Source organism: Acinetobacter sp. YH18001, assembly GCF_013416975.1.
Lineage (GTDB): Bacteria > Pseudomonadota > Gammaproteobacteria > Pseudomonadales > Moraxellaceae > Acinetobacter > Acinetobacter pseudolwoffii.
In genome coordinates this window covers 12,310-38,611 of sequence record NZ_VPEU01000021.1, presented here as the reverse complement: position 1 = coordinate 38,611, position 26,302 = coordinate 12,310, and the positions used below count along the sequence as shown (strand labels likewise).

The window sequence follows — 26,302 nt, the reverse complement described above, 5'->3', positions numbered from 1 at the left end:
CCTTTACCTGAATCGAATACTATAAGCGCTGACTTTATCTGCCTGCCTGCCCTATGTCCGATACTCCATTTTCCAAAGCGCTTATTTTTATGCTGATTGGCTCCGCTATCATTCTGGCATTGTCATTGGGCGTACGTCATGCATTTGGTCTTTATCTGGTGCCGATGAGTGATGAATTTGGTTGGGGACATAATGTTTTTAGCTTGGCGATTGCCATGCAAAACCTGATCTGGGGAGCAGTACAACCCATTACTGGAGCCTTCGCAGATAAATATGGCAGCAAGATTGTCGTTGCCTTAGGTGGGGCACTCTATGCCGTGGGCTTGCTACTCATGGCGGTCAGTTCTACTGGACTGCTGTTAAATCTGAGTGTGGGCCTGATTTTAGGTCTGGCCCTGTCTGCAACATCTTTTCCGGTTTTACTGTCTGCTGTAGGACGTGCTGCACCACCAGAAAAACGCAGTCTGGCGATGGGTATTGCCAGTGCGGCCGGATCTTTTGGCCAGTTTATCATGCTGCCTTCGACCCTGTTGCTGTTACAGAATGTCGGTTGGTCAGGAGCATTGGTGGTCAGTGCGATTTTGATTGCCCTGATTGTACCACTGGCCTGGATGCTGAAAGCACCAATGTATATTCATCCAAATGCAGCATCTACACCCAATAAAGTGTCCCTCAGTTTTAAACAGATTCTGCTGGTAGTGAAAAATCATAAACCCTTCTGGTTTCTGTCTATGGGCTTTTTTGTCTGCGGTTTCCAGGTGGTATTTATTGGCATTCACCTGCCGGGTTATCTGATTGATCACGGTTTTAATGCCACCACAGGGACTATTTTTCTGGCATTGGTGGGTCTATTTAATGTGGTCGGCACCTATACTGCAGGCTGGCTCGGGGGTAAATATTCCAAACCGCATTTGTTGATGGGTCTCTATGGCTTACGCGGGATCGCAATTACTGCCTTTCTCATGCTGCCACTGAGCACATGGACAGTCTATGCCTTTGGTGTCATTATGGGATTACTCTGGCTATCGACCGTTCCGCTCACCAACGGCATTGTGGCGAATATGTTCGGGGTGAAATACCTGACCATGCTCAGCGGTATCGTGTTTTTTACCCATCAGGTCGGCTCGTTTTTCGGTGGTTATCTTGGTGGAGTCAATCATGACTTGAGTGGTAATTATAATGCTGTCTGGATGCTGTCGATTGCCTTAAGCATTTTTGGCGTATTGGTACATTTCTGGGTCAATGAGGAGCAAATTGTGCATGACTGATTCTATGCTCATACTCAAAATCTCGATTGCTGTGGCGCTCTTGCTTTTATTTGCTCTGTCGGTGGCATTATGGATCCAGACACCGCAGCTGTTTGAATACTTTAATCAGGCCTTTTGTGCGCATTAAACTGCTGAAATTTACTCAGCTAAATAAACACAATTCACAGCACAATACCTTAAATGATTCATAATCAATAGAATAATAAAAACACAAGGTTATTTATAAACTTTCGATCATTACTTTTTTAATTTTGTTTCAATCGGCAATTTTCTTAGATGCTCATGAACAAGAAAATTCCGAGACTTTACATTCCAGTCGTCCTTTTCCAGCCGATCAGCACCATTTACTCAAACGGATCAGTCTTGCCGGTAGTCGCCTGTATTAATGAGAAACATCATAATAAAAAAAGGACGATCCAGCCTTCCAGAATAATTAGATCAGCGAGGTATACACTTTCACCATTGAGGAACTAACCACCTCAATGGTGTTTTATTTTTGGGATATTGCCAGTTCTGCTCGAGTGAATTTTATTTTTCAAGCTTGATGAATATAAGATTCTTTCGTATATCCTTTTACATAACCAAGTTATTCTTTACTTTTTCTCACCTAATTAACCTAGTGTGTTTTCCTTTTTCTGCTTAGCGTATTCAGTCATGAATATGTTTATCGCCTTAAGGAGAAAAAGATGAATACCAGTCATTTGTCAGATTGTGTTCAAACCTGTATGAGCTGCTCCCTCACCTGTACTGCTTGTGCAGCTGCCTGCTTAAAAGAAGAACATGTAGAAATGATGCGTGAATGCATCCAGCGTTGTCTGGATTGTGCCGATATTTGTCAGCTCTGCGCGCGTATGGAGCAGAAGCAATCGCCTTTTATGCAGGAAATCTGCGAGCTGTGTGCCAAGGCTTGTGATTATTGCGCAGAGGAATGCAGTCAGCACCAACATGAACATTGTCAGCAATGTGCAGAAGCCTGTCGCCGTTGTGCAGAAGAATGCCGAAAAATGGCTGCTTAAAAACCAAGTTAATCAACTTTATCTTCATCCGAATTGAATTGGTCAATGCTTTATCTTCTAGCTGATTTAAAGCATTTAAAACAAAAAACCCGCAAGCCTTCACTTACGGGTTTTTTTAAATCCAAGGCAAACATCTCGCTTAGAATAAACGATTCATACCATTGAGTGTCGCTACACGGTAGGCTTCCGCCATGGTCGGATAGTTAAACGTGGTTTCCACAAAATACTTGATCGTATTGTTTGGACTGTTCATCACCGCCTGACCAATGTGGATAATTTCAGATGCATTATTACCGAAGCAATGTACACCCAAAACTTCCAGCGTTTCACGATGGAACAAAATCTTTAATTCGCCCATAGTGTCACCGGTAATTTGCGCACGCGCCAAATGACGGAACGAGGCCTGACCGACTTCATACGGAATTTTTTCTTCAGTCAACTGCTGCTCAGTTTTACCAATCGAAGAAATCTCGGGAATGGTATAAATTCCGGTTGGAATATCAGTAACGGGGGCAACGTCTGGCTCACCGCTCATATTGGCACCCGCGCAACGACCTTGGTCATAAGCAGCAGATGCAAGCGACGGCCAACCGATTACATCACCGGCAGCATAAATATTTTCAACTTCAGTCTGATATTGATCATTTACAGTCAACTGACCACGGCTGTTTGGTTTCAGGCCAACATTTTCCAGCCCTAAACCATCGGTATTACCTGAACGGCCGTTACACCACAAAATTGCATCGGCTTTAATTTTTTTGCCGCTTTGCGTGTGCATCACCACATGATCATCAAATGTTTCCAGGAAGTCGATCTGTTCATTGTGACGAATCAGCACCCCTTGCTCACGCAAGTGATAAGACAGTGCATCGGAAATTTCATCATCCAGATAGCTCAACAGTTTGTGCTGGGTATTGATCAAATCAACTTTATGCCCAAGACCAATAAAAATCGATGCATATTCACAGCCAATTACACCTGCGCCATAAATAATGATTTTCTGGATAGAAAAGTCCAGATCCAGAATTTTATCTGAATCAAATACACGTGGATGATTAAAATCAAGAATTTCTGGGCGATACGGACGCGAACCGCTGGCAATGACCAGTTGCTTAAACATCAAGGTTTCTTTAATGCCGTCTGGACTAAATACAAAAATAGTATTTTGATCCTGAACATAGGCTCGACCATGATAGATATCGATCTTGTTACGGTCATAGAACCGTGAATGTGTATCTACTTGTTGTTGAATCACTTTATGCGCATGACGCAATACTTGCTTCATGGTGAACTGTTTCCAGTCCCCAACTTTCTGAAACAGTGGATCACGTTGATAACGGATAATACTGGATACCGTTTGACGCAATGCTTTACTTGGAATGGTACCCACATGGGTACAATTACCACCTAGCTGTTCACGCATCTCAACGATTGCAACACGCTTACCAGATTTGGCAAGTTTCATTGCCGCGCCTTCGCCCGCAGGGCCCGAACCTAGAACTACCGCATCATATTTAACGAAAGTCCCACTAACGACCTCTTTTTTACGTGGCATTCAACGCTCCTCAAAATTAAAAAATTCACTTTAATCTACCTGCTTATTATGACGTAAATCCTGTTGATTTTGTGTATTTAACTCACATATATTGGTTGATGAGAACATTTTTTAAATGAATACCCCTTTTTGCCCTATTTATAGCTAAGTTCGTTATAATAAACGCGCTAGCTTTGATCATCTCCCCCTTCAAAAACAGTGGAAAAGTTGAATATGTCTGAAAACCGTAAACCTGAACAGGGTGTCAAACTTCGTGGCGCAGAGAAAGTCGCTCGTATTCCTGTAAAAGTGATCCCTACGGTTGAAACACCACGTAAGCCGGACTGGATTCGCGTAAAGATGGCAGCGCCGGAAGAAGTACAACGGATTAAAACAACGCTTCGCGAGCAAAAACTACATACTGTCTGTGAAGAAGCAGCCTGTCCAAACCTGCCTGAATGTTTTGGTGGCGGTACCGCAACCTTTATGATTATGGGTGATATCTGTACCCGTCGCTGTCCATTTTGCGATGTAGCACATGGTCGACCAAATGCATTGGATGCAGATGAACCGCGCCACATGGCCGAAACCATTGCTAATCTTGGGTTGAAATATGCCGTGATTACCTCTGTAGACCGTGATGACTTACTCGATGGTGGTGCGCAGCATTTTGTCGATTGTATTAAAGAAGCACGTGCTTTAAGTCCAAAAACTTTGCTTGAAATTCTGGTACCGGACTTCCGTGGCCGTATGGATATTGCACTGCGCATCATGACCGAATGTCCACCCGATGTGTTTAATCATAATATTGAAACAGTACCGCGTTTATATAAGGCGATGCGTCCAGGTTCTGATTATCAGCACTCTTTAAACCTGTTAAAAATGTTTAAAGAATATTGCCCGGATATTCCAACCAAATGTGGCCTGATGGTCGGTATTGGTGAGACTGAAGAAGAAGTGCTTGCCTTACTTGACGATTTGCATGCACACGGCGTGGACTATGTGACGATTGGTCAGTATCTACAGCCTTCTAAAGAACATGCAGCGATTGATCGCTTTGTGACCCCTGAAGAATTCGAACGTTATACCGAACATGGCCAAAAACTGGGCTTCCGCAATATCTGGGCAGCACCCATGGTTCGTTCAAGCTACTTTGCCGATCGTCAATACTACGGCGAACCGGTTCCAGCAGTGCGTCGTAAAACTGACCCTGCCAAGAAAATTGCTGTTCAGGCCATTGAAGCTTAGTCCTGTTTAAACCAATGAAATAAAAGCCCTCTCAAGTAGAGTAATGCCAGTCAGTTAAGCAATTGACTGGCATTTTCTTTTTTAAATTCAGTATTATATTTGATAGATAGCAAAGTCATCCGCAACTGTTTGAGGCATCAGGTGTATTGCACCGCAAGATTAAAAAAATGATGGTTTCCATGACAAATTGACGAGTCGATAGTGGCTGACGAGTTTTGCAGTGAGGGATCACAAGATGCCTTCCTTGCGAAGTTTCGCTTCTCATTTGGGCAAAACCAAAGTAACAAATGTTTTACAAATATTTGATTTAAAAAGTTAAGACTCCATCGTGAACGACTAAAAAGTTAAAGAGTCTATTTCTAAATTCTTTAACTGATCAGCATTACTCTCCAGTAGAGGGCTTTTTAATATCCATTATTAAAATTTTACTGAGCGTTAAACCCCATTTTTTATTTTAGATAAAGATTAAGTCATTACTTATCTTCACATTTCTTTGCGCGTTCTCACTTGAAGATTGATCATTTTTCCAACAACCTCAAAATAGATGCAAGACTTAAACATATCGTTGCCATACTTAAAAAGATCATTCTCACAAATCCAATGCTAAACCTGTCTGATTCTCGAACGACTAAAAATGAATGAACGGTGGTGAAATATCCGAGAAATCCAGACAAAGCCAGTGTTGTATAAATCTGGAGAAATATAACAATGTCATTTATTTTCGCTGTGCTACTGCTGTTACTGAGTTTATGGGCAGTTTTCTATTTTCAGCTCTCGCGTAGTGCGGGTGCAATCGTGCTGATGGTCGTGTCAGTGGTCTGTGCCTTTCTTAGTCCGTGGTCACTGATTCTTGGTATCCCGCTCATCCTGATCAGCCTCGTGGTGATAATCGACCCTTTGCGCATGTCGTTTATTTCCAGACCGGCCTATAAAGCGCTGGCCAATGCCATGCCTAGCATCAGTCCGACAGAGCGTGAAGCACTGGACTCCGGAACCAGCTGGTGGGAAAAAGAACTGTTTATGGGTGCACCGAACTGGGAAACCTTTAATAGCTATCCTTATCCAAAACTCTCGCTAGAAGAACAGGCCTTTCTGGACAATGAAGTTGAAACCTTGTGCAGCATGCTGGATGAATGGGAAATTCACGAGCAGAAAGCGCTGCCTGATCATGTCTGGCAATATATTAAGGAGCATGGTTTTTTAGGCCTGATTATCCCCAAAGAATATGGTGGTCGCGCATTTAGTTCTTTTGCTCAAAGCCGGGTGATGAGCAAGATTTCCTCTCGCTCCCTCACCACGGCCGTGAGTTGCATGGTACCGAACTCTCTCGGCCCGGGTGAACTATTGCTGCATTATGGTACTGAGGAACAGAAAAACCGTTACCTGCCGGGCCTGGCGCGAGGTGAAGAAATTCCCTGTTTCGGCCTGACCAGTCCTGAAGCCGGCTCTGATGCAGGCGCTATTCCCGATACTGGCGTGGTCTGCTATGGCCAGTTTGAAGGTCAGGAAGTCCTAGGCTTGCGAATGAATTTTTCCAAACGCTGGATTACGCTGGCACCCATTGCAACAGTGGTAGGTCTGGCCTTTAAAATGTATGACCCGGATCATCTTTTGGGCGAACAGACAGAATATGGTATTACCTGTGCCCTGCTACCTGCCAGTCACGAAGGGGTGCAAGTAAGTCCTCGTCATAATCCCGGCCCACCATTCATGAATGGTACAGTTGAAGGTAAAGATGTATTTATTCCTCTGGACTGGATTATTGGTGGCGTAAAAAATGCCGGTAAGGGCTGGCGCATGCTGATGGAATGTCTGGCTGTGGGTCGTGGCATTTCCCTACCGGCACTGTCTACTTCTGCGGCAGAAATGACTTATTTAAATGTCGGGGCTTTTTCCCGAATCCGTCAACAATTTAAAATTTCAGTCGGCAAGTTTGAAGGTGTTCAGGAAGCCAATAGTGAAATTGCCAGTGATACCTATATGCTGGAAGCTTTCCGTTATCTGGTGACTTGTGGCCTTAATCAGGGCGGCAAGCCTGCTGTAATGACAGCGATTGCCAAATACTATGCCACGGAGGGAATGCGTAAGGTGGTAAATCACGGGATGGATGTGGTCGGTGGCCGCGCCATTCAGATGGGGCCACGTAATTTTCTGGCACCTTATTATCAGGCAATTCCTGTCTCCATTACCGTTGAAGGTGCAAATATTCTCAGTCGCTCCCTGATGATTTTCGGTCAGGGTTCAATGCGCTGTCATCCTTATCTCTATGAAGAATTACAACTCTTACAGGCTGAAGACCCGGCAGCAGCACTCAACCCTTTTGATCATTTGCTGTTTAAACATCTGGGTTATACCTTTAACCGTACCGCCCGTTCCTTTGCCTACGCATTTACGGGTGGTTCAAGTACAGCACCTCAAAGTGCAGTTGAGTTTACCCGACCTTATTACAAGGTCATTAACCGGCTGAGCGCCAACTTTGCCTTAACCGCAGACATGTGTCTGGGTTTGCTGGCAGGCGATATCAAACGCAAAGAAATGCTGTCCGGACGTCTCGCCGATATTCATGCTCACCTGTTTATTGCCTCCTCTATTCTGAAGTATTTTGAGCATAGCAAAAAGACTGAAGCTGAACGTTTGCATGCACAGCTTGCAATAGAAAAGTCACTCTATACAGCGCAGGAAGCATTTTATGATTTATTTGCTAACTTCCCGGCCGGTGCAGCAGCAGGCATGGTCAAGCTGTTATGTTTCCCATTTGGCCGTCCTGTACACAAACCCTCAGACCAGCTTAAACAGCAGGTTGCAAATAGCATGATGGAAGATAACGCATTCCGTCAGGTATTGAAAAAGCATGTCTATTACAATACCCATGAAACTGATGTCACTGGACGCATGGAATCGACTTTCGCTTTGCTACTGGATATTGAACAGCTTTGGGATCGCTTTAAAAAAGCTGAAAACAAAGGTCAGTTTAAAGGTTTAAGCTTTGCCGAGCATGTGACAGATGCACAGCAACATGGCTTTATTAATGATGGAGAAGCAGAAAAACTGCTTCACTATAATGCACGTCGTTATGACAGCATGCTGACAGATGTCTTTGATCTGCATTTACAGGAAGTATTGGAGCTGGAGAACCCCCATATTCGTAAAGCAGATGCGACAGGAACCGATACTTCTGTTCAAACCGATCCTTCACACTCAACTTCGCCTTAAATCAAACTTTGACCAAAGGTGTCATAAATTCCAAAGTGGGATGTAGTTGAATATTTCACTTTAGAACCTTTCCAAGTGGCTTTTTAGCCACTTTTTTACGACTATGGCACGATGGTATTTCGCATAAAAAGCACTAAGCTAGAGCTATAAGAAAATTGAGGGTAAACCATGTCACAACAAGATTATGAAAATGGCCTGAAAGTGCGTACTGATGTCATGGGCGAAAGCTTTGTCAAACGTGCACAGGAAAATACCGTGCCTTTTACCCAGCCTCTACAAGACTGGATTAATGAACATGCCTGGGGTTCAACCTGGCAACGTGAAGGTGTATTGCCACGTAAATATCGTTCTTTAATTACCATTGCTTTCCTTACGGCTCAAAAAAGCCCCACTGAATTAAAAGGCCATGTTCGGGGCGCTCTTAACAACGGCGCGACGGTTGAGGAAATTCAGGAAGTGTTACTCCATAGCCTGCCATATTGCGGTGCACCAGCAACTCAGGAGGCATTTCGGGCGGCACTTGAAGTGATCCAGGAATATCAGGTGAATGAGGAATAATTTGGTTGCAGATGAAATTGAGCCGTTTTAGAAATGAGCTCACAATTTAATTTTGCAGATGATTCATAAGTTACTTAGGCTAAATAAAGCTCAGCTGATTTTAGTTGCTTACCCTGATCTCAGCCTATCCGTCAAATGAATATGTACCGAGAAATTGTAGATTCTCGGTACATTACAATAATGATTCTAAAATAAAACTGATGGATTTTTTAGAGTTGAGCACCTACTTATAAAAACTCGCGCCTTTGATCACATACAGCCCGATCACTCATAAGATCAAATCAGACCGATCCAGTAAAATAGTGGCTCAAAATAAGCCTTAGTTAATGAAGATTCACACTAGAGCCAGTACACATTAAAGCTATAATAAAACTCCAGCACTTCAAAACGTACGTTATAGCCCAGTTCAGTCAACTCGGCTGATAAAGCCCGAATATCTTCCAAAGGCAAATGTTTGGGAAATACAGTAATGACTGCGGTATTACCCTGTTTCGCATTTTCTTCAATTAACTTGGCTAGACGCGGCTTATAGACCTCAATATTTAAATTGGCCACATCTGATAAAACCTTGGCCTGATCCGCCGTCATAAAAGTCATTTTTTATTTTCTCTTTTGATGTAATTTCATCAAGTTAAATGATTTAAACCAAAAGCCGTATTTCATTTTTGTATCAGGTAACTAAAAAATAACAAGCAAAAAAATCCCTCTGCAGAGGGATTTTTTTAAATAAAAACTTACTGACCGGGCAGTGGAATATATTGAGAAGAACTGTTTTGTGCTTTACGCTCAGTCACTACTACATCCAGCATCATGGTTTTGCCAGCACGCTCCACTTCAATCTGAATGGTACTATTCGGCTTTTGCAGGGCAACAAAATTAATCAAATGCGAAGCCGAACTGATCTCTTCCTCATTCACTTTCATAATTTTATCGCCACGCTGAATGCCCGCTTTCGCTGCCGGTCCATCTGCCAGCACTTCTGCGACAGTTACCCCTTTCTCTTTAGGTTGCAGTACATCATCACGTTCTGTCGGTAATAAACTGATTCCTAACCAGCCACGAACGACACGGCCATCTTTCAGAATAGCATTCATCACCTGCTGACAGATTTTGGCTGGAATGGCGAAACCAATCCCCAGTGAACCACCAGTTTGCGAGAAAATTGCCGTATTCACCCCAATCAAGTTGCCGGCGACATCGATCAAGGCTCCACCTGAATTTCCCGGGTTAATTGCAGCGTCGGTTTGCACAAAGTCTTCATAGGTATTAATGCCCAGATCTGAACGTCCTGTTGCTGAAATAATCCCTTGCGTTACGGTTTGACCCACACCAAATGGGTTACCAATGGCCAAAACGACGTCACCGACTTCATTGCCACTCAATTTAAAAGGCAACACGGGTAATTGATCCAGTTCAATTTTAATCACTGCCAGATCGGTATCTGGATCCATTCCCACAACTTTTGCTTCAGCACGTCGTCCATCCTGCAATGCCACCACAATCTGGTCTGCCTGTGCAATCACATGATTATTGGTCAGGATATAACCATCAGGACGTACAATCACCCCGGAACCTAAACTGTTCTCATTCGGACTTTGTCCATACTGGTCAGGCAACTGATCGCCAAAAAACTCACGAAAGACCGGATCGGTCAGCAAAGGATGAGCCTGCTGTTTGACTTTTTGAGTGGTAAAGATATTGACTACAGCCGGCGCTGCCACTCTTACCGCAGCACTATAGGAGACCACGCCTCCTGAGCGCGACGTATCAATCAACGGCTCTACTTTTTCAGCAGGCATCTTGACACCATCTGGTGCAACCGGTGCTTTTGGTTTTTGTAGTTGTTGCCACCCCAAAAAACCGATAATGACCAAAATCAGTAACACCCAGGGTAACCATGTAAAGGTGCGGCGCACGTTGTTATCCTCTAAAATATTTTAATTCATTGATGACTAAGTAATTTGTGTTCTATTGTAATGCGAAATACATAACTAAACACAAAAAATTCCACAGAGTTTTGTGCAGCTTTAGTTACAATTAAATATAAAGATAAATATTGGCAAGTTTTTAAACGAACAGGAATTTTATGGCGAATTTAAACGATATTATTCAGTGGTGTGAACAGACTTTGACAGCACGTGAATTTAAGGACTATGCACCGAATGGCTTGCAGATCGAAGGTAAATCCGAGGTCAATAAAATTCTGTGTGCCGTGAGTGCTTCGCAAAGTGCGATCGAAGCGGCAATTGAGCAAGGCGCAGATTTACTGCTGGTTCATCATGGTTATTTCTGGAAAGGAGAAGCCTATCCGATCACTGGTATGCGCGGTAAACGGATTAAAGCCTTAATTCAAAATGATATCTCTCTGGTTGGCTATCATCTGCCTTTAGACAGTCATCCAACTTTAGGCAATAATGCGGCGATTGCAGATTTATTAGAACTAGAAAATATCGAACAGTTGGATCCGAGTGAACGCCATCCGATTGGCAATATTGGCTATTTAAAACAACCGATGCGTCCTGAATATTTTAAAAACCATGTTTCAGAAAAACTTGGCTTTGATGCAATTCATCTTCCTGCGGACAAAACTCAAATCCATAAAGTCGGTTTCTGTACCGGTGGTGCGCAGGATTATATTCATAAAGCAGCGCTACAAGAGTGTGATGCTTATATTTCTGGTGAAGTGAGCGAACGCACCTTCTATGAAGCCCAGGAACTGAATGTACATTATTATGCCTGTGGCCATCATGCCACTGAAAAATATGGTGTACAGCGCCTGGCCAAAGCGATTTCAGAACAGTTTAATATTGAGTATGCTTATTACGAATTAAACAATCCGATTTAATTCTCGCTGACAGCATTTTCCACGAGCTTTATTTATATATTTTCAGGATTTATTGTGTATTGTTATTTATACGTAATGCCCATTTGGTCCGATTATCTATTACAATAAAGCCACTTATTGTTAAAACCCAGCTAAATGCAAGGAATTGAGAACATGACAACCATTACTTTACCAGCATTACCTTATGGCTACGAAGATCTTGCTCCACACATCAGCAAAGAAACTTTAGAATACCATCACGACAAACACCACAATACTTATGTGGTTAACCTGAACAACCTGATCGCTGGTACTGAGCTTGAAGGCAAAACTCTAGAAGAAATCATTACAGCAACTGCTGGTGATGCGTCTAAAGCAGGTATTTTCAATAACGCTGCTCAAGTTTGGAACCACACGTTCTACTGGAACTGTATGGCTAAAAACGGTGGCGGTAAAGCAACGGGTACTTTGGCTGCAAAAATTGATGAAGCTTTCGGTTCTTACGAAAAATTTGCTGAAGAATTTGCTGCTGCTGCAACCACTCAGTTCGGTTCAGGTTGGGCTTGGTTAGTGGCTGACCAAGTAAACGGTCAACTGTCAATCATGAAAACTTCAAATGCTGATACGCCAATGGCGCACGGTAAAGTTGCAGTATTGACGATTGACGTTTGGGAACATGCTTATTACATCGACTTCCGTAATGCACGTCCTAAATACATCTCTACTTTCCTGGAAAGCCTAGTAAACTGGGATTATGCAAATGCGAAATATGCAGGTCAGCCTGCAGGTGTTGAGAAATAATTCTTTATTTCTTTGCTAAAAAATCACCCATTTCGGGTGATTTTTTTATTTTTAAGCCCCAAATGAATATTTATAAAGCAAACAATTCATTTCTTTACATTAATTGATTGACGACCTTGGGTTTCCTGCCTAAAATGCCGATCAGATTCTCCAATAGCTCAGTCGGTAGAGCGACGGACTGTTAATCCGCAGGTCCCTGGTTCGAGCCCAGGTTGGAGAGCCATCTATTCTTCCATAGCTCAGTCGGTAGAGCGACGGACTGTTAATCCGCAGGTCCCTGGTTCGAACCCAGGTGGAAGAGCCAAAATTCTAAAAAACCCACTCATTGCGAAGTGGGTTTTTTTATATCTGCTTTTTTAAATTGAGATCGGTAGTGATATCTGTATATACAATTAGCTACCTTATATTCTCTGAGCCAGATCACTTATAAAAATTAAGGCTGATAACAATCTGACTGCTCCGACTGTTTACATAAACATAACAGTTTGAACTCCAAGCCTTTTCGACTATTTTTAAAACACTTGATTCAATTTCTTCGGCTTTTTTCTAAAAGTGCCTTGACCCCTTTTTAAATCTCTCTATAATCGCTGTCAGATTCTCCAATAGCTCAGTCGGTAGAGCGACGGACTGTTAATCCGCAGGTCCCTGGTTCGAGCCCAGGTTGGAGAGCCAATCTATTCTCCCATAGCTCAGTCGGTAGAGCGACGGACTGTTAATCCGCAGGTCCCTGGTTCGAGCCCAGGTGGGAGAGCCAAGATTCTGAAAAAACCCACTCATTGCGAAGTGGGTTTTTTTTATTCTTCCCTATTTGTGATCTGTGTTTAATTTGAGTCAGTTTATATTTTTTGTGATTGGCTGCCTGGCAACTTTTGCGTTAGTTTGCCTGCTCTTCCCGCATCTGTTCACCCGTCAAAAAAAATTCTATCCGAAGCGTGTGATTACTGCTTTTGAAAGCAGGATGTTTACACGCCTAAAAGAAGCCTTTCCTCATCATCATATTCTGGCTCAGGTTGCCTTTAGCGCCTTGATTACCCATGATCAGATGAACATGCGTAATCAGTTCAATCGCAAAGTTACAGATTTTGTGGTGCTTGATCGTGACTATAATGTACTGGCCATTATTGAACTGGATGATCCCAGTCACATTGGCAAAGAACAGGAAGATGCTGAACGGGATGCCATGCTGATTGCAGCAGGCTATACCGTGATTCGATACACTCAGATTCCGAGTATCAGACAACTGCAAAGAGATTTGAGATAATTTAAGGCAAGGTTACTACGCTTTCGGATGCAGCTTGGGTTGAATTTGCATCTTGCTCTGCTTTGAGCTTTTCCGCAGCTTCTCGCGCTTCGATGCGCGCAATCATTTCTGCCTGCTGCTGTTTATATTTTTCCTGATTTTTAGCATCACTATTTACCGCAAGAAAAGCCATACTCACCAAAAATATCGGTATACATAATACCAGCGCACCTAAAATTACCAGCTTTTTAACACTGCGGGGCTGCGGCTGCTCAGACATAACAAACCTACTTTAATTTTTTCACTTAATTGCACTGCTCAATATAACAAAATAAAGTCATAGCTCAAGTCTTTGAAAAGTTTTACTGTAAAAAAGGAGCCGAAGCTCCTTTGTAGATCTTAATAACTCTATTCTTTACTTAGCTGGCATATGCTCTTCAATAAATGCAACCAGTTCAGCATTCTTTTCTACAATTGCTTGAGTATGTCCTGCACCCTCAACCCCTAGGAAAGTCACGTCTGTACCCAAAGCTGCCAAATTCTTTTGCAAAACATCTGTAACATCATAAGGTACTGCCATATCTTCCTTACCCTGAATAATCATGACTGGTACACTGATTTTTTTAGTCGCGGGTTGGTTCTCCACCAAAAATTCTTTCACAGATCTGTTTTGATCAAAAGCATCTATCAACCCCGGATATTCAGCTACTGTTCTTCCAGGATTCTGCCGCAACCATTGATCGATATCCGCACTAAACTCTGTCATTAAATCGCCTAGACACAAGCCATTTTCACCAGTGGTTCCTTCTGCACGCTCAGCAACCAGTTTTGCACTGGATTCAAAAATATTCTGATATACAAAATTTGGCTCATAAGCTTTAATTCCAACTGCCACATATGCTGCATAAGCAAGTAATTCTGAATACACAGCTTTGGCAGTTCCTGCCGGAACAACACCAGCACCCTCACCGAAAACTAATCGATTTAAAGCTTGTGGGGCAACTGTACCAATAATATAACCTAGGCTGGAGGCTGGTGCCGCAGCAACCGCTGCCTTATAGTTTGGATCATCTCCTGCAAATTCTGCCGTTGCAAGCGAAGCATGCCCCCCTTGTGATTGACCCACAGAAACCCAAGCTCCATTAAACCTATTCCCTTGCTGTTGCTTAAATCCTTTCACTGCATAAATTGCAGATTGTGCCGCACTCTCTAAATGTAAATAAGGATGAATGCCCTGTGTACCCAATCCTTCATAATCAGGAGCAACAATCACATAGCCTTTGGCAAGCAGACTCTCAGCCATGGCTTTAAAGCGTGGGTTAAAAGTATTTCGACTTGGCGCACAACTATCACCGCTCCCTACTGTACCGTGCTCCCAGACAACAACACGCCAACCATCTCGTGGTTGTTGTGTTCGCGGATAAATTACCAAGGCAGTAGCTTCTGCAGTCCTATTCTGTACATTTGGCATGTTATAGCGCATAACCCGAATACTTGATGCTTGAGACATAACATCTTGGGTATACGTTTGTTCACCGAGAAAAACCTGAGGCTGCGGGACAAAGAAATCATTATCATCATCATTGTTACACGCAGATAAAAATAGTACCGAGGAACACAGCACACCTAACATCAATTTCTTATAACTGTTCTGCATATTTCTATCCTTTTATTGTTATTCCCTATCTCTTAATCGAGATCACTCAAAATTAATCATAAAAAAAGCATCCTTTATAGGATGCTTTTGTTGTTATCCGACATACGGTAATTATCTTAGAGCAAACAATATTCCCACAAAAATAATGAGGCCAATCCAACGGTTATGACGGAATGCCCAAAAACATAGCTGTGGATTTTTATCGCGAGTTTTAAACCATTGGTAAATAAAATCAGCAGCAACCAGCAAAAGTGCTAACAAGCCAAATGGAATCAATAAATTTTCCAGCCAAAGTGCAGCACCTATCAATAAAATACTGCTCGCCTGCAAGGTGCTAATGATTGGAATATCATAGCGACCAAACAGAATTGCGGTTGATTTCACTCCAATCTTTAAATCATATTCACGGTCTGCAATCGCATATTGAGTATCGTAGGCCACAGTCCAGGCCAGATTGCCAAAATACAATAACCAGCAGGTCAGATCGGGAGTTTGCCCAACAGCGGTATAGGCCATGGGTATGGCCCAGGAAAATGCTGCACCCAAAAATACCTGAGGCAAATGGGTATAACGTTTCATAAAAGGATAAATAAACGCTAACAGCAAAGCCCCAAATGACCAGTAAAAAGTTTCGATCGGCAAGAAAAATAGCAGACAGGCGCTGGCAGCCACCAAAACCAGAAATACCATCACCGCTTCTTTGGCGCTGATGACTCCGGTCGCTAGTGGTCGGTTTTTAGTACGCTCCACATGCGCATCGACTTTACGGTCAGCAAAATCATTGATGGCACAACCCGCCGCCCGCATAAAAATCACACCCAAAATCATGGGAATTAAAATTTCAATGCGTGGCATCCCCTGAGCCGCAATCCATAACGCCCACAAGGTTGGCCAAAAGACCAGTTCAGTACCAATCGGTTTATCAAAACGACAAAGATAATAATAGGCGCCAAGACGCTCACGCCAGGTTATTGCTTGTGCAGTTGCCATATAAAGTCAAGCCCTTGAATTTTGTATAAAGTTTTCAAATGCCGGTAAAAATGTTTCTTGTACGATAAATTTACAGCCGTGCCAAGTATAGCAGCTCTGACGCGTCCAACCCTCTTCTAAAAGAATGACCCGACGCTGGCAAAGTGGATTCGTCCGTTGAAACAGGAACCAGCCAATTGGCTTAGTCCCAATATGCTGAAAGATTCGGGCTTTTTTCTGCAGGCTTAAAATTGGAAAAATACTCTTTGCTTTCACCCAGGGCGACTGTTCTGAACCATAGAGATAGCTTTCCCGCACCCAGGAAGTATGCTGATGTGACATCTGCATCCATTTGGCATTGGCGAAGCTTAAACGCTGAAAATGCTCTTGAATAGGCTCAACATGAAATTGTCCCTGCGCCAAGCCGGTCAATTGCTGTGTCAGAGAACCTGAGGCATACAGCCATGGTTTTAGCTCAGCAGACATAGTGGGCATCAAGGCATGCTGATTTTTAGAAAAATACGTCATGTTTAACAGTTATCTGCTTTAGCAATCACTTCAAATTTGCCTTGGGGTGTTTTAATTAAAATTAAGCCTTCAGCGCTTAAATAAAACTCTTTTGGATAGTCAAATGTAAGTGCCAGTTCAGGATTTTTCAGTTCAACAAACTGTGCTTGTTTATAACCTTCAATGGTATGCCCTACTTCCAAATATGTAACTTCAGAAAAATTTAACTTAAAACCTTGTGCATGGTCTTTAGGATCATTCCAAGGAAAAAATCCGGTATGTTTTTTACGTGGTTTAGCCATAACAATCTAATTCAACATTCTTTGCTTTATATTAACCCAGTATAGAAAAAACCCGCGACATGCGCGGGTTTTTTACAGGGAAATTCTTGAAAGAATTACAGACTGTAGTACATCTCGAATTCAACTGGGTGAGTGGTCGTGTTTAAACGACGCACTTCTTCAGTTTTAAGTTCGATATAGGCATCAAGCATGTCTTTCGTGAACACGCCACCTTTCAGCAGGTAATCATGATCTGCTTCAAGTGCTTCAAGCGCCATATCCAGGCTATGCGCCACTGTCGGGATTTTCGCTTCTTCTTCAGGAGGAAGATCGTACAGGTTTTTGTCAGCCGCTTCACCTGGGTGAATCTTGTTTTGAATACCGTCGATACCCGCCATCAACAATGCCGCGAAACCGAGGTACGGGTTCATCATTGGATCTGGGAAGCGAGCTTCAATACGCTTGCCTTTCGGGCTTGACACGTAAGGAATACGGATAGATGCAGAACGGTTACGCGCTGAGTAAGCCAGCATAATCGGTGCTTCAAAATGCGGAACCAGACGCTTGTACGAGTTTGTAGAAGGGTTGGTTAATGCATTCAATGAACGCGCATGTTTGATAATACCGCCAATGAAGTACAATGCCATTTCTGAAAGGCCTGCATATTCATCACCAGCAAACAGGTTCTTGCCATCTTTAGAGATCGACATGTGAACGTGCATACCAGAACCGTTATCACCAACCATTGGTTTAGGCATAAAGGTTGCTGTTTTCGCATATTGATGCGCAACGTTCCAAACCGCATATTTAAACTGTTGAACTTCGTCCGCTTTACGAACCATGGTGTTGAAGCTTACACCAATTTCTAACTGGCAAGATGCAACTTCATGATGATGTACTTCTACACGACCTGGGCCCATGATGTCTTCAATTTTGGCACACATATCTGCACGCATATCATGTGAAGAATCAACTGGAGGAACCGGGAAGTAACCGCCTTTTACGCGTGGACGGTGACCAGAGTTACCACCTTCGTAGTCATTGTTGGTTGACCAGGCCGCTTCTTCAGCGATCAATGTATGGCGCGCGCCAGACATATCGATTTCCCATTTTACTTCGTCAAATACGAAGAATTCTGGTTCTGGGCCAAAGAATGCTGTATCACCAATACCTGTTGATTTTAGGTATTCTTCAGCACGGCGAGCAATCGAACGTGGGTCACGGTCATAACCCTGACCTGTAGAAGGCTCAATCACATCACAAGTCACAACAACTGTAGGCTCGGCAAAGAACGGGTCGATGAAACCGGTTTCTGCATCTGGGCGTAAAATCATGTCAGATGCTTCGATGCCCTTCCAACCAGCAATTGAAGAACCGTCGAACATTTTACCGTCTTCAAAAGTATCTTCGTCGATTGTATCTGCTGGGTAAGTCACATGTTGTTCTTTACCTTTAGTATCCGTAAAACGGAAATCGACCCATTTCGCGCCACTTTCTTGGATGAGTTGAAGGACTTTGTTCGCCATGCTCATTTTGCTCCGATGAATTTTTGTTGCACTCGTTACGTGCGTGTTAGTAGTTGGTAGTCATTAAGCAATTACCGTACCAACTATTCAAAGTATAGATAAAATCTTGAAATCTATATAAGAAATCATGAAGTGACAAAAATACTTTGCGACTATTATACTAGTTGAGAAACTAAATGCACTATATTCAGGCATTCTTCATTTATTTTATTTCGGCTTTATTTTTTAGCGCACCTAAATAGTGCAATCACCTATAGAAGTGTATTAAAAACATAGTTTTTTATATAAAATTTGCTACTTTTTCGTGTATTTGTTTAAAAAAACACCCATATGTTGCTAAAAATTGACTCTTTTCTCATGGTCTGAGGCAAACAGAAATCTGCAACATGCAGTTGCTCAGTGAATATTTTGATGCATTTTCTTTAAATATACTTTCTATACCATAGTCTATATAAATTTCTATTATTCAAGTGATGCTTTTTTCAACAGATTTTAGATCAATATTGCTGATTATTTTTAACTTATCAATTTTTCCCTAAAAAATATAAATTCTAAAGTTTCCTTAAGTAAGTCTATTACTTTAAATCATGATTAAAATTTTATTCCAGTTGATACAGATGCTTTTAAAGCAAATAAATTGAGCAAAATTGTTGCGCCGAATACGGCTATTTTTTGCTATGATGAATAGTGCTTTATTTTCACACAATGAAATCAATGATTTAGTCGTGTCACACCTGTGCTTGCAATAAGCGCAAATAAAGTACGATCTGGACAACTTTAGCACAGTTAAGTGCATTAATTTCAATAGGTTAAGCTCATGCTTTTAATGGTCGACAACTATGACTCCTTTACTTACAACATCGTTCAATATTTTGGCGAACTGAATCAAGAAGTAAAAGTAGTCCGTAATGATGCCGTGACATTGGAAGATATAGAGCGATGGCAACCCAAGTATTTAGTGATTGGCCCCGGCCCATGCTCGCCGAGTGAAGCAGGCATTTCGATTCCTGCGATTCAGCATTTTGCTGGAAAAATTCCGTTATTGGGCGTTTGTCTCGGCCATCAGAGTATTGGTCAGGCATTTGGTGGCAACATCATACGTGCCAAACGTGTCATGCACGGCCGTCTGTCGGATATGTACCACAGCGATACCGGGATTTTCAGTAATCTTCCGTCGCCATTTCCTGCAACGCGCTATCACTCCCTGGTGATTGATCAAGCCACCTTGCCTGAATGTCTGGAAGTGACCTGCTGGACCAATGAAGCCGATGGTTCTATGGAAGAAATTATGGGGGTAAAACATAAGACATTGCCGGTCGAAGGCGTGCAGTTCCATCCTGAATCGATCCTGAGCCAGCATGGCCATCAAATCTTTAAAAACTTTCTCGAAATTTATGCCTAAGAACATCTTATGAATATTCAACAAGCTTTAAACAATATTACCAAAAACATTCACCTGACTCAGGATCAAATGCAAGACGTGATGCGTGCCATCATGTCAGGTGAAACCACTGATGCCCAGATTGGTGCCCTGCTGATGGGTTTGCGCCTTAAAGGCGAAAGCATTGATGAAATTACCGCAGCCGCACGGGTCATGCGTGAACTGGCTACCAAAATTGATGTCAGCGATATTCCCTATTTAGTCGATATTGTCGGTACAGGCGGTGATGGTCAAAACCTGTTTAACGTCTCTACCGCGTCTGCATTTGTGATTGCAGCAGCAGGCGCAACCATTGCTAAACATGGCAACCGTGGCGTTTCAACCAAATCAGGCTCGTCAGATTTACTGGAACAGGCTGGGATTAATCTTGACCTGAATATGCAGCAAACCGAGCGTTGTATCCGTGATGTGGGGGTCGGGTTTCTGTTCGCACCGAATCATCATACAGCCATGAAATATGCAATCGGCCCGCGTAAAGAATTGGGTATTCGCAGCATTTTCAATTTACTTGGCCCGCTGACCAATCCGGCCGGCGTCAATCGCTTAGTCATTGGCGTGTTTTCCAATGAACTGTGCCGTCCAATTGCAGAAGTAATGAAACAGCTCGGTGCTGAACATGTGATGGTGGTGCATTCTCGCGACGGGCTGGATGAGATCAGTCTTGCCTCTGCAACGTATGTGGCAGAGCTAAAAAATGGCGAAGTGACTGAATGGGAAATTACCCCTGAATTGGTTAATATCGAATCTCAAACCTTGACTGGTTTAATTGTAGAAGATTCTGCACAGAGTCTGGCATTAATCAAGGATGCATTGGGCAAGAAAAAATCAGAGATCGGTGATAAAGCGGCCAATATGATTGCCCTCAACGCGGGTGCAGGTATTTATGTCTCCGGTTTGACCAGCAGCTATAAACATGGTGTTGCATTGGCACATGACATTATTTATGGCGGCCAGGCTCTGGAGAAAATGAGTGTGCTGTCTGAATTTACCAAAACCATTAAACAATACGAAGCTTAATTCGGTCAGGAATTTTGATCATGGTGGATATCGCAAATACAATTTTAGGCAAGATTGTTGACCGTAAAACGGAAGAATTTGCTCTACGTTTAAAGCAGAAAAGCTATAAAGATCTGGAAGAGCTGGCTCAAGGTGCATCAGCTGTGCGTGGTTTTGCCCAGTCTTTAATGTCAAAACGTCCGGGTGTAATTGCTGAAATCAAGAAAGCCTCACCATCTAAGGGGATTATTCGTGAGAATTTTAATCCTGCAGAAATTGCAGCACAGTATCAAGATGCTGGTGCCGCATGTTTATCTGTCCTGACCGATGTGGACTTTTTTCAGGGTGCAGATGAAAATATTCAGATTGCCCGTTCGCATTGTGACCTGCCGGCGCTGCGCAAAGATTTCCTGATCGATCCTTATGGAGTCATTGAAGCACGTGCTTTAGATGCGGATTGTATTTTACTGATTGTGGCATGTCTGTCAGATCAGCAACTAGAAGAAATGTCGAAAACTGCTTTTGAGCATCATTTAGATGTTTTAGTTGAAGTACATGATGAAGCAGAACTGGAACGTGCGCTGAAACTTTCAGATCGCTGCTTGCTGGGTGTGAATAACCGTAATTTAAAAACCTTCGATGTCGATTTAGATACCTCGATTCGTTTAAAGAACTTACTCGATCCCTCTCGCCTGTTAGTCACTGAAAGTGGTATTGCTACCCCTGCCGATGTGGCGATGATGCAACAGCATGATATTCATGCCTTTCTGGTCGGTGAAAGTTTTATGAAACAGCCTCGACCTGATCATGCATTCCGTAACCTGTTTGGTGAGCCTGAATCGGTTTAACTATTGACTAGTTTAATACTTAGACCAAGCCCAATCTCAGGATTGGGCTTTTTTATTTTCAGGATTGATAAGAAAAGAAATAGCATCATGTGAATTCATAAATACCGAGACATGCCATGCAAGCAATTCATTTCTCCTTTATCTATTTTCAGACTATAATTCTGTTAAATTCCGCATCTTCCTTGTTTTTACATTATGAGTAAACACGATTCTTCATTATCTAAAGATCAGTACAACCTGCTGAAATCTTTTAAGAAGCAAATTACACAGCCGCATAGCCCTGCGGTTGTTGCTGCACCCGTTGAAAAGACTGTCGAGCAAGAAGCTTTAGAAGAACTGGAATTATTCCGCAAACAAATGCAGGGCGTGCAAAAAATTGAATCGGGAAATACCGTTCAATTGGACAAACCGCGCAAGAAAAAACCGGATGCACAAGTTCTGGCAAAGCGTGCAGCGGCGACTGGCCCGATGGAAACAGATGCCATGGCATTATCGGACACGCAGGCCATGCTCAATCCTGTCGGGAGTCAGGCCAACTTGAGCTATCGCATTGCCACCTTGCAGCATAAAGTGTTTGAAGACTTAAAAGCCGGCAATTTACGCTGGTTTGAAGCTGTGGATCTGCATGGCTGTACCGTGGAAGAAGCGCGTCAGGCGGTGCTACAAATTATCCAGATCGCCAAAGATGAAAACCAGAACGTGATTAAGATCGTACACGGTAAAGGCCCGGAAGCGATTTTAAAAACCTATGTGAATGGTTGGCTGCGTCAGCATCGCGATGTTTTGGCTTTTGTCAGTGCGCCTGAAAAACAAGGCGGTACTGGTGCAGTTCTGGTTCTGCTAAAACGTGCAGAAAAGAATCCAAAGTTTAAACAGTAACCGGTTTTCGCCTCAAAACAAGGCATTGTAAAAGTTTTCTGCTACAATGCCGTCCTTGTTCATTCTCAGTTTAAGTGAATACGTCATATGACTATGCAGCAATCCTACGCAAACATTCTTACTGCCGTTGGCGAAGATCTCAATCGCCCTGGTCTCAAAGATACGCCTGTGCGTGCTGCCAAAGCATTTTCATATTTAACCTCGGGTTATAGTCAGACACTTGAAGAAGTTACCAACAAAGCGGTCTTTCCTTCCGACAACCGTGAAATGGTGCTGGTCAAAAACATCGAATTCTATTCCTTATGTGAACATCATTTATTACCATTTTATGGCCGTGTCCATATCGCCTATTTACCAGAAGGTCATGTCTTGGGCCTGTCCAAATTTGCCCGTATTACTGAAATGTTTGCGCGTCGTTTGCAAATCCAGGAAAACTTGACCCAGCAAATTGCAGAAGCAGTGGCGGAAATCACCAAAGCACGTGGTGTCGCCGTGATGATTGATTCTGCACATATGTGCATGATGATGCGTGGTGTGGGCAAACAGGAATCGACCACACGTACAGTCTCTTTTATTGGTGATTTTAAAACTGATAAAGAAACCCGCCGTGAGTTTTTAAGTGCAGTGCCAGAAAGCTACTAAGCCTTAAAAGCCAATTATTTAAAGCCTCGATCATTCGGGGTTCTTTTAATTTTTTATAAACTGCTCTGGTCAGAGAATATCGATATCACAGCTGCTGTTGACCAAATTTGCATTCGTTATACTTGCAGCTAAACAATTGCTGCTTATCTTTGCAACAAGCCTACATTTAGATACATGATAAAGTTTTAATCCAGTTAGTCCTCGCTTAAAGTAAATTGACGTTGATATACAGCAAACAGCTTTATATCTTTCTGCTTGATTTTTAATGACAAGGAAAATGACCATGGCGAATAGCAAAAACAATCAGGACAAAGACAGCAAGAAATCTGCAAAAACTGCTAAAAAGACGCAAGATGAAAAACTGAAGAAGTCGAACAAAAGCAGTGACAAGGACAGCGATCGCAAAGTCAGCAAAAAAGCTGAAAGTGCTAAATCTAAAGCAGCATCTTCTAAAAAAGAGAATGCCAGCAAAGATGAAAAAGTGAAGGCGAAGAAAAGTGCGAGTTCTAAAGGCAGCGATAAAGCCAAAGACCTGAAAACATCTTCAGCGAAAAAACCGTCTAAAGCGAAAAGCAGCAATAAGAGCAAAGATGAAGACAGCAAGACGAAAAAATCTTCTTCAAAAAAATCAGCACCGGCCAAAAAGCAGTCAAGCACTTCGTCCAAGAGCAAGTCTGATAAAGCCAAAACCTCGAAGACCAGTTCGAAAAAGTCAAAGTAAAATCCAAGCCCCATGACTGGGGCTTTTCTTGATCCTGATCTCGGGTGAGTAGATCAGTAGAATTATTTTATATTTTTTAGTGTGTTCTTTATTGGGTGATATCTACTCTTCTAAATATAAGGCAAAGATATGAGTCCAGCAGCCAAAAATCCGCCGCCAAAACGTCAGTCACGGGTGGTGTCGAATAGTTTTGATTATTCTCTGGACTTCGAAAAGATTAATTTTCGCAAACGGCCCGAGTTGTACCGAATTGGCCGAGGAGAACAAGGCGTATTATTGGTGGAGCCTTATAAATCTGAAATTCTGCCGCACTGGCGCTTTGCGGATGAAGAAAAAGCCCAAGCCAGCAGTGACAAAATTTATCAGCTATTCCTAGCTTATTTAAAACAAGATGATTTTATCGGTGCGGACATGGCACGCAAGTTTTTACAGATGGGTTATACCCGTGCCCGCCGTTACGCCAACCATAAAGGTGGTAAAAAATATGATGGGCCGGTTCCGGAAGATAAGAAAGGCTTAAGCGGCGCACATGGCCGTTCAGAATTGCCACGCAGCCACGAAGATCCAGTCAAAGCAGCGGCCGCCAACATTTTTAAACAAAAATGGAATGATGCGAAAAACCATCCAGACTATATTCAGCAAAAGCGAAAATTTCAGGAATTTATCCAGCAACACATGGCAGATGAATAGAACTTTTAAGCTAGCTGGATCATTGCTGCCCTACCGGATTTGAGGGCGACTGTGCCATATAGACCCGGTTACGACCGGTATTTTTCGCCATATACAGTGCGGCATCCGCAGCATCTAAAAATCGCTGATAATCCGGATGCCCGTCATAGAGCGTACATCCAATACTGATCGTGATTTTAAACTGTTGTCCTTGCGCGGTTTTAATCATGCCATTTTCAACATATTTACGAATACTTTCGGCAATACTTAAGGCACGTTGTTTATCTGTGTCGACCAGCAACAATAAGAATTCTTCCCCACCGACCCGGAAGGCATAATCACTGCCCTGACTGTATTTTTGCAGCGCTTCGGCAATAAATTTAAGTGCCAGATCACCTGCGGCATGTCCAAATTTATCATTGATACTTTTAAAGAAATCGGCATCCATCGCAAGTAAAGACAAAGGTGTATGATTTTTACGGGAAAAAGTGATTTCACGGGAAATCACCGTATTTAAATAACGGCGATTTAACAACTGGGTCAATGAATCATTGCCTGATTCAATATATTCCGCAACCTGAAATAACTGATCGACCAGCAGTTGAATTTCACGGTTTAAGTCACGGATTTGTTGAATCAGCCCCAAGACATTATTTTTATCCGTACAATCCATGATGGTCTGATTAATTGCATCAATCTGATAAATCCGCTCAATGATTAAATCGACCTGGTCCGAACCGGTAAAAGCATAAGAGGCTTTATGGATAAACCATAAACCGAACTCAGATTTGGACAACATCGGATGCTTTAAATTGTCAGGGCTCGAAAAGACCTTGAACATCAGTTCATTTTCCCAGTCCAGCAATGAGCTGCGCTGTTTGTCTTTTTGTACCGCCACATCCTGCATGGCTGAAAAAACACGGTAACTGTGTTTGATTTCCTGATTCACGGCTGTTTTGGCTTCATAAGAACGGCACATGATTTCTGTGGCAAATCCCATGATTTGCACAATATAACTGCAGGCGGTCAGCATGCTGTTTTGAGAAGATGCTTGCAACAGTTCAAAAACCTTGCGTTCAATTTCACGGACACCGCGCATGATTAACCAGGAAGGGATACCGACTCGGGCATGTACATGTCCAACCATCGCCTGCTTTTGTACGGCTTGCGCATAACTCTTGTTGATCGGTACGCTAAAACTTTCTGACAGCCATTGAATCAAAGTATTACGCAAACGCTGCTGAACCATCTGTTCGGTCAGGAACTGGGCCGATTCTTTTTCTAAGAGCATATTCTTATAGAATTCTTCGACCAGAATAACAGAATGTTCCTGAACAAAATGAAATGCATGCAATAGATCATCTGCTGAATAATTCTGACAGATCTGCCTCCATTGTTCGGCCAGCATTGCCATGCATTCATTATTCATACGCCCCATTCCCCAAAACACTGCAATTTGCACTA

General features: G+C 42.7%; 26 protein-coding genes, 4 tRNA genes and 1 pseudogene. 21 read left to right on the top strand and 10 right to left on the bottom strand.

Annotated features, from left to right (window positions below):
• Window positions 1-53: 53 nt before the first annotated feature.
• The 4 genes and pseudogenes from FTV48_RS08555 (at window position 54) to FTV48_RS08550 (ending at window position 2,284) form a co-directional block, all read left to right on the top strand.
• A complete protein-coding gene (locus FTV48_RS08555) occupies window positions 54-1,268 on the top strand; it encodes an MFS transporter (protein ID WP_100357208.1) in 1,215 nt (404 codons plus the stop codon).
• Window positions 1,261-1,395: a hypothetical protein gene (locus FTV48_RS14940; RefSeq protein WP_005096435.1), complete on the top strand. Its 135-nt coding sequence runs from the start codon at window positions 1,261-1,263 to the stop codon at window positions 1,393-1,395. Before FTV48_RS08555 ends, FTV48_RS14940 begins: the two co-directional genes overlap by 8 nt.
• Before the next feature lie 163 nt (window positions 1,396-1,558).
• Window positions 1,559-1,654: pseudogene (locus tag FTV48_RS14935) on the top strand (TauD/TfdA family dioxygenase); the annotation flags it as partial.
• A gap of 300 nt (window positions 1,655-1,954) precedes the next feature.
• The gene (locus tag FTV48_RS08550) at window positions 1,955-2,284 is read left to right on the top strand and encodes a four-helix bundle copper-binding protein (RefSeq protein ID WP_100534368.1); all 330 of its coding nucleotides are present in this window, start codon (window positions 1,955-1,957) and stop codon (window positions 2,282-2,284) included.
• A 139-nt stretch (window positions 2,285-2,423) separates the two neighbouring features.
• On the opposite strand, the gene sthA is transcribed toward FTV48_RS08550, so the two are convergent.
• Window positions 2,424-3,839, bottom strand: a complete 1,416-nt coding sequence (gene sthA / locus FTV48_RS08545) for a Si-specific NAD(P)(+) transhydrogenase (protein WP_005096431.1) — start codon at window positions 3,837-3,839, stop codon at window positions 2,424-2,426.
• A 213-nt stretch (window positions 3,840-4,052) separates the two neighbouring features.
• Here sthA and lipA point away from each other — a divergent pair, with 213 nt between their 5' ends.
• The 3 genes from lipA (at window position 4,053) to FTV48_RS08530 (ending at window position 8,837) form a co-directional block, all read left to right on the top strand.
• A complete protein-coding gene (lipA, locus tag FTV48_RS08540; RefSeq protein WP_005096430.1) occupies window positions 4,053-5,066 on the top strand; it encodes a lipoyl synthase in 1,014 nt (337 codons plus the stop codon).
• A gap of 708 nt (window positions 5,067-5,774) precedes the next feature.
• Complete coding sequence (locus tag FTV48_RS08535; protein WP_180000022.1) at window positions 5,775-8,279, top strand: acyl-CoA dehydrogenase; 2,505 nt, start codon at window positions 5,775-5,777, stop codon at window positions 8,277-8,279.
• Between the two features lie 168 nt (window positions 8,280-8,447).
• On the top strand, window positions 8,448-8,837 hold the full coding sequence (locus FTV48_RS08530) for a carboxymuconolactone decarboxylase family protein (RefSeq protein WP_005096428.1): 390 nt from the start codon (window positions 8,448-8,450) through the stop codon (window positions 8,835-8,837).
• A 339-nt stretch (window positions 8,838-9,176) separates the two neighbouring features.
• On the opposite strand, the gene FTV48_RS08525 is transcribed toward FTV48_RS08530, so the two are convergent.
• Window positions 9,177-9,434: a hypothetical protein gene (locus FTV48_RS08525; RefSeq protein WP_005096427.1), complete on the bottom strand. Its 258-nt coding sequence runs from the start codon at window positions 9,432-9,434 to the stop codon at window positions 9,177-9,179.
• Window positions 9,435-9,571: 137 nt separating this feature from the next.
• Window positions 9,572-10,753 carry a trypsin-like peptidase domain-containing protein gene (locus FTV48_RS08520; protein ID WP_005096426.1) on the bottom strand — a complete coding sequence of 394 codons (1,182 nt, stop codon included), beginning with the start codon at window positions 10,751-10,753 and terminating at the stop codon, window positions 9,572-9,574.
• Window positions 10,754-10,923: 170 nt separating this feature from the next.
• Here FTV48_RS08520 and FTV48_RS08515 point away from each other — a divergent pair, with 170 nt between their 5' ends.
• From FTV48_RS08515 to FTV48_RS08485, 7 genes are all read left to right on the top strand, one after another.
• Window positions 10,924-11,682: a Nif3-like dinuclear metal center hexameric protein gene (locus FTV48_RS08515; protein WP_180000020.1), complete on the top strand. Its 759-nt coding sequence runs from the start codon at window positions 10,924-10,926 to the stop codon at window positions 11,680-11,682.
• A 153-nt stretch (window positions 11,683-11,835) separates the two neighbouring features.
• Window positions 11,836-12,462: a superoxide dismutase gene (locus tag FTV48_RS08510; protein WP_005096423.1), complete on the top strand. Its 627-nt coding sequence runs from the start codon at window positions 11,836-11,838 to the stop codon at window positions 12,460-12,462.
• Between the two features lie 147 nt (window positions 12,463-12,609).
• Window positions 12,610-12,685: transfer RNA gene (locus FTV48_RS08505), tRNA-Asn, on the top strand.
• 5 nt (window positions 12,686-12,690) lie between these two features.
• Window positions 12,691-12,766 (top strand) — tRNA-Asn (locus FTV48_RS08500).
• Between the two features lie 292 nt (window positions 12,767-13,058).
• Window positions 13,059-13,134: transfer RNA gene (locus tag FTV48_RS08495), tRNA-Asn, on the top strand.
• A gap of 6 nt (window positions 13,135-13,140) precedes the next feature.
• Window positions 13,141-13,216 (top strand) — tRNA-Asn (locus FTV48_RS08490).
• A gap of 63 nt (window positions 13,217-13,279) precedes the next feature.
• The gene (locus FTV48_RS08485; RefSeq protein WP_005096422.1) at window positions 13,280-13,723 is read left to right on the top strand and encodes a DUF2726 domain-containing protein; all 444 of its coding nucleotides are present in this window, start codon (window positions 13,280-13,282) and stop codon (window positions 13,721-13,723) included.
• A gap of 1 nt (window position 13,724) precedes the next feature.
• Here the strand turns inward: FTV48_RS08485 and FTV48_RS08480 are convergent, their stop codons facing one another.
• The 6 genes from FTV48_RS08480 to glnA form a co-directional block, all read right to left on the bottom strand.
• Complete coding sequence (locus tag FTV48_RS08480) at window positions 13,725-13,982, bottom strand: hypothetical protein (protein ID WP_180000018.1); 258 nt, start codon at window positions 13,980-13,982, stop codon at window positions 13,725-13,727.
• Between the two features lie 135 nt (window positions 13,983-14,117).
• Window positions 14,118-15,359, bottom strand: a complete 1,242-nt coding sequence (locus FTV48_RS08475) for a S9 family peptidase (protein WP_180000016.1) — start codon at window positions 15,357-15,359, stop codon at window positions 14,118-14,120.
• A gap of 111 nt (window positions 15,360-15,470) precedes the next feature.
• Window positions 15,471-16,349: a 4-hydroxybenzoate octaprenyltransferase gene (ubiA, locus tag FTV48_RS08470; RefSeq protein WP_005096418.1), complete on the bottom strand. Its 879-nt coding sequence runs from the start codon at window positions 16,347-16,349 to the stop codon at window positions 15,471-15,473.
• Window positions 16,350-16,355: 6 nt separating this feature from the next.
• Window positions 16,356-16,823: a chorismate lyase gene (locus tag FTV48_RS08465; RefSeq protein WP_035337906.1), complete on the bottom strand. Its 468-nt coding sequence runs from the start codon at window positions 16,821-16,823 to the stop codon at window positions 16,356-16,358.
• A gap of 35 nt (window positions 16,824-16,858) precedes the next feature.
• Window positions 16,859-17,137, bottom strand: coding sequence for a hypothetical protein (locus FTV48_RS08460; RefSeq protein ID WP_005096415.1), 279 nt, complete (start codon window positions 17,135-17,137; stop codon window positions 16,859-16,861).
• A 95-nt stretch (window positions 17,138-17,232) separates the two neighbouring features.
• Window positions 17,233-18,648, bottom strand: coding sequence for a type I glutamate--ammonia ligase (gene glnA, locus FTV48_RS08455; protein ID WP_171063330.1), 1,416 nt, complete (start codon window positions 18,646-18,648; stop codon window positions 17,233-17,235).
• Window positions 18,649-19,459: 811 nt separating this feature from the next.
• Between glnA and FTV48_RS08450 the strand changes: the two genes are divergently transcribed.
• The 7 genes from FTV48_RS08450 to FTV48_RS08420 all read left to right on the top strand — a co-directional run bounded on the left by FTV48_RS08450 (window position 19,460) and on the right by FTV48_RS08420 (window position 24,859).
• A complete protein-coding gene (locus FTV48_RS08450; protein WP_100355236.1) occupies window positions 19,460-20,044 on the top strand; it encodes an aminodeoxychorismate/anthranilate synthase component II in 585 nt (194 codons plus the stop codon).
• Window positions 20,045-20,053: 9 nt separating this feature from the next.
• The gene (gene trpD, locus FTV48_RS08445; RefSeq protein ID WP_005096410.1) at window positions 20,054-21,100 is read left to right on the top strand and encodes an anthranilate phosphoribosyltransferase; all 1,047 of its coding nucleotides are present in this window, start codon (window positions 20,054-20,056) and stop codon (window positions 21,098-21,100) included.
• 20 nt (window positions 21,101-21,120) lie between these two features.
• Window positions 21,121-21,927 carry an indole-3-glycerol phosphate synthase TrpC gene (trpC, locus tag FTV48_RS08440; protein ID WP_180000014.1) on the top strand — a complete coding sequence of 269 codons (807 nt, stop codon included), beginning with the start codon at window positions 21,121-21,123 and terminating at the stop codon, window positions 21,925-21,927.
• Window positions 21,928-22,122: 195 nt separating this feature from the next.
• Window positions 22,123-22,806 carry a Smr/MutS family protein gene (locus FTV48_RS08435; RefSeq protein WP_005096408.1) on the top strand — a complete coding sequence of 228 codons (684 nt, stop codon included), beginning with the start codon at window positions 22,123-22,125 and terminating at the stop codon, window positions 22,804-22,806.
• 93 nt (window positions 22,807-22,899) lie between these two features.
• Window positions 22,900-23,448: a GTP cyclohydrolase I FolE gene (gene folE / locus FTV48_RS08430; RefSeq protein ID WP_005096407.1), complete on the top strand. Its 549-nt coding sequence runs from the start codon at window positions 22,900-22,902 to the stop codon at window positions 23,446-23,448.
• A 283-nt stretch (window positions 23,449-23,731) separates the two neighbouring features.
• Complete coding sequence (locus FTV48_RS08425) at window positions 23,732-24,169, top strand: hypothetical protein (RefSeq protein ID WP_074383031.1); 438 nt, start codon at window positions 23,732-23,734, stop codon at window positions 24,167-24,169.
• A gap of 129 nt (window positions 24,170-24,298) precedes the next feature.
• Entirely contained in the window at window positions 24,299-24,859 is a 561-nt protein-coding gene (locus FTV48_RS08420; protein ID WP_005096404.1) for a DUF4385 domain-containing protein, read from the top strand.
• Between the two features lie 19 nt (window positions 24,860-24,878).
• Here the strand turns inward: FTV48_RS08420 and FTV48_RS08415 are convergent, their stop codons facing one another.
• Window positions 24,879-26,267, bottom strand: a complete 1,389-nt coding sequence (locus FTV48_RS08415; protein WP_100355320.1) for a diguanylate cyclase — start codon at window positions 26,265-26,267, stop codon at window positions 24,879-24,881.
• Window positions 26,268-26,302 lie beyond the last annotated feature (35 nt).

What these genes read in the sequence shown, in the direction of transcription:
- FTV48_RS08555 (WP_100357208.1), top strand. Translation starts at nt 54, where the DNA reads ATGTCCGATACTCCATTTTCCAAAGCGCTTATTTTTATGCTGATTGGC.
- FTV48_RS14940 (WP_005096435.1), top strand. Translation starts at nt 1,261, where the DNA reads ATGACTGATTCTATGCTCATACTCAAAATCTCGATTGCTGTGGCGCTC.
- FTV48_RS08550 (WP_100534368.1), top strand. Translation starts at nt 1,955, where the DNA reads ATGAATACCAGTCATTTGTCAGATTGTGTTCAAACCTGTATGAGCTGC.
- sthA (WP_005096431.1), bottom strand. Translation starts at nt 3,839, where the DNA reads ATGCCACGTAAAAAAGAGGTCGTTAGTGGGACTTTCGTTAAATATGAT.
- lipA (WP_005096430.1), top strand. Translation starts at nt 4,053, where the DNA reads ATGTCTGAAAACCGTAAACCTGAACAGGGTGTCAAACTTCGTGGCGCA.
- FTV48_RS08535 (WP_180000022.1), top strand. Translation starts at nt 5,775, where the DNA reads ATGTCATTTATTTTCGCTGTGCTACTGCTGTTACTGAGTTTATGGGCA.
- FTV48_RS08530 (WP_005096428.1), top strand. Translation starts at nt 8,448, where the DNA reads ATGTCACAACAAGATTATGAAAATGGCCTGAAAGTGCGTACTGATGTC.
- FTV48_RS08525 (WP_005096427.1), bottom strand. Translation starts at nt 9,434, where the DNA reads ATGACTTTTATGACGGCGGATCAGGCCAAGGTTTTATCAGATGTGGCC.
- FTV48_RS08515 (WP_180000020.1), top strand. Translation starts at nt 10,924, where the DNA reads ATGGCGAATTTAAACGATATTATTCAGTGGTGTGAACAGACTTTGACA.
- FTV48_RS08510 (WP_005096423.1), top strand. Translation starts at nt 11,836, where the DNA reads ATGACAACCATTACTTTACCAGCATTACCTTATGGCTACGAAGATCTT.
- FTV48_RS08480 (WP_180000018.1), bottom strand. Translation starts at nt 13,982, where the DNA reads ATGTCTGAGCAGCCGCAGCCCCGCAGTGTTAAAAAGCTGGTAATTTTA.
- FTV48_RS08475 (WP_180000016.1), bottom strand. Translation starts at nt 15,359, where the DNA reads ATGCAGAACAGTTATAAGAAATTGATGTTAGGTGTGCTGTGTTCCTCG.
- ubiA (WP_005096418.1), bottom strand. Translation starts at nt 16,349, where the DNA reads ATGGCAACTGCACAAGCAATAACCTGGCGTGAGCGTCTTGGCGCCTAT.
- FTV48_RS08465 (WP_035337906.1), bottom strand. Translation starts at nt 16,823, where the DNA reads ATGCCCACTATGTCTGCTGAGCTAAAACCATGGCTGTATGCCTCAGGT.
- FTV48_RS08460 (WP_005096415.1), bottom strand. Translation starts at nt 17,137, where the DNA reads ATGGCTAAACCACGTAAAAAACATACCGGATTTTTTCCTTGGAATGAT.
- glnA (WP_171063330.1), bottom strand. Translation starts at nt 18,648, where the DNA reads ATGAGCATGGCGAACAAAGTCCTTCAACTCATCCAAGAAAGTGGCGCG.
- FTV48_RS08450 (WP_100355236.1), top strand. Translation starts at nt 19,460, where the DNA reads ATGCTTTTAATGGTCGACAACTATGACTCCTTTACTTACAACATCGTT.
- trpD (WP_005096410.1), top strand. Translation starts at nt 20,054, where the DNA reads ATGAATATTCAACAAGCTTTAAACAATATTACCAAAAACATTCACCTG.
- trpC (WP_180000014.1), top strand. Translation starts at nt 21,121, where the DNA reads ATGGTGGATATCGCAAATACAATTTTAGGCAAGATTGTTGACCGTAAA.
- FTV48_RS08435 (WP_005096408.1), top strand. Translation starts at nt 22,123, where the DNA reads ATGAGTAAACACGATTCTTCATTATCTAAAGATCAGTACAACCTGCTG.
- folE (WP_005096407.1), top strand. Translation starts at nt 22,900, where the DNA reads ATGCAGCAATCCTACGCAAACATTCTTACTGCCGTTGGCGAAGATCTC.
- FTV48_RS08425 (WP_074383031.1), top strand. Translation starts at nt 23,732, where the DNA reads ATGGCGAATAGCAAAAACAATCAGGACAAAGACAGCAAGAAATCTGCA.
- FTV48_RS08420 (WP_005096404.1), top strand. Translation starts at nt 24,299, where the DNA reads ATGAGTCCAGCAGCCAAAAATCCGCCGCCAAAACGTCAGTCACGGGTG.
- FTV48_RS08415 (WP_100355320.1), bottom strand. Translation starts at nt 26,267, where the DNA reads ATGAATAATGAATGCATGGCAATGCTGGCCGAACAATGGAGGCAGATC.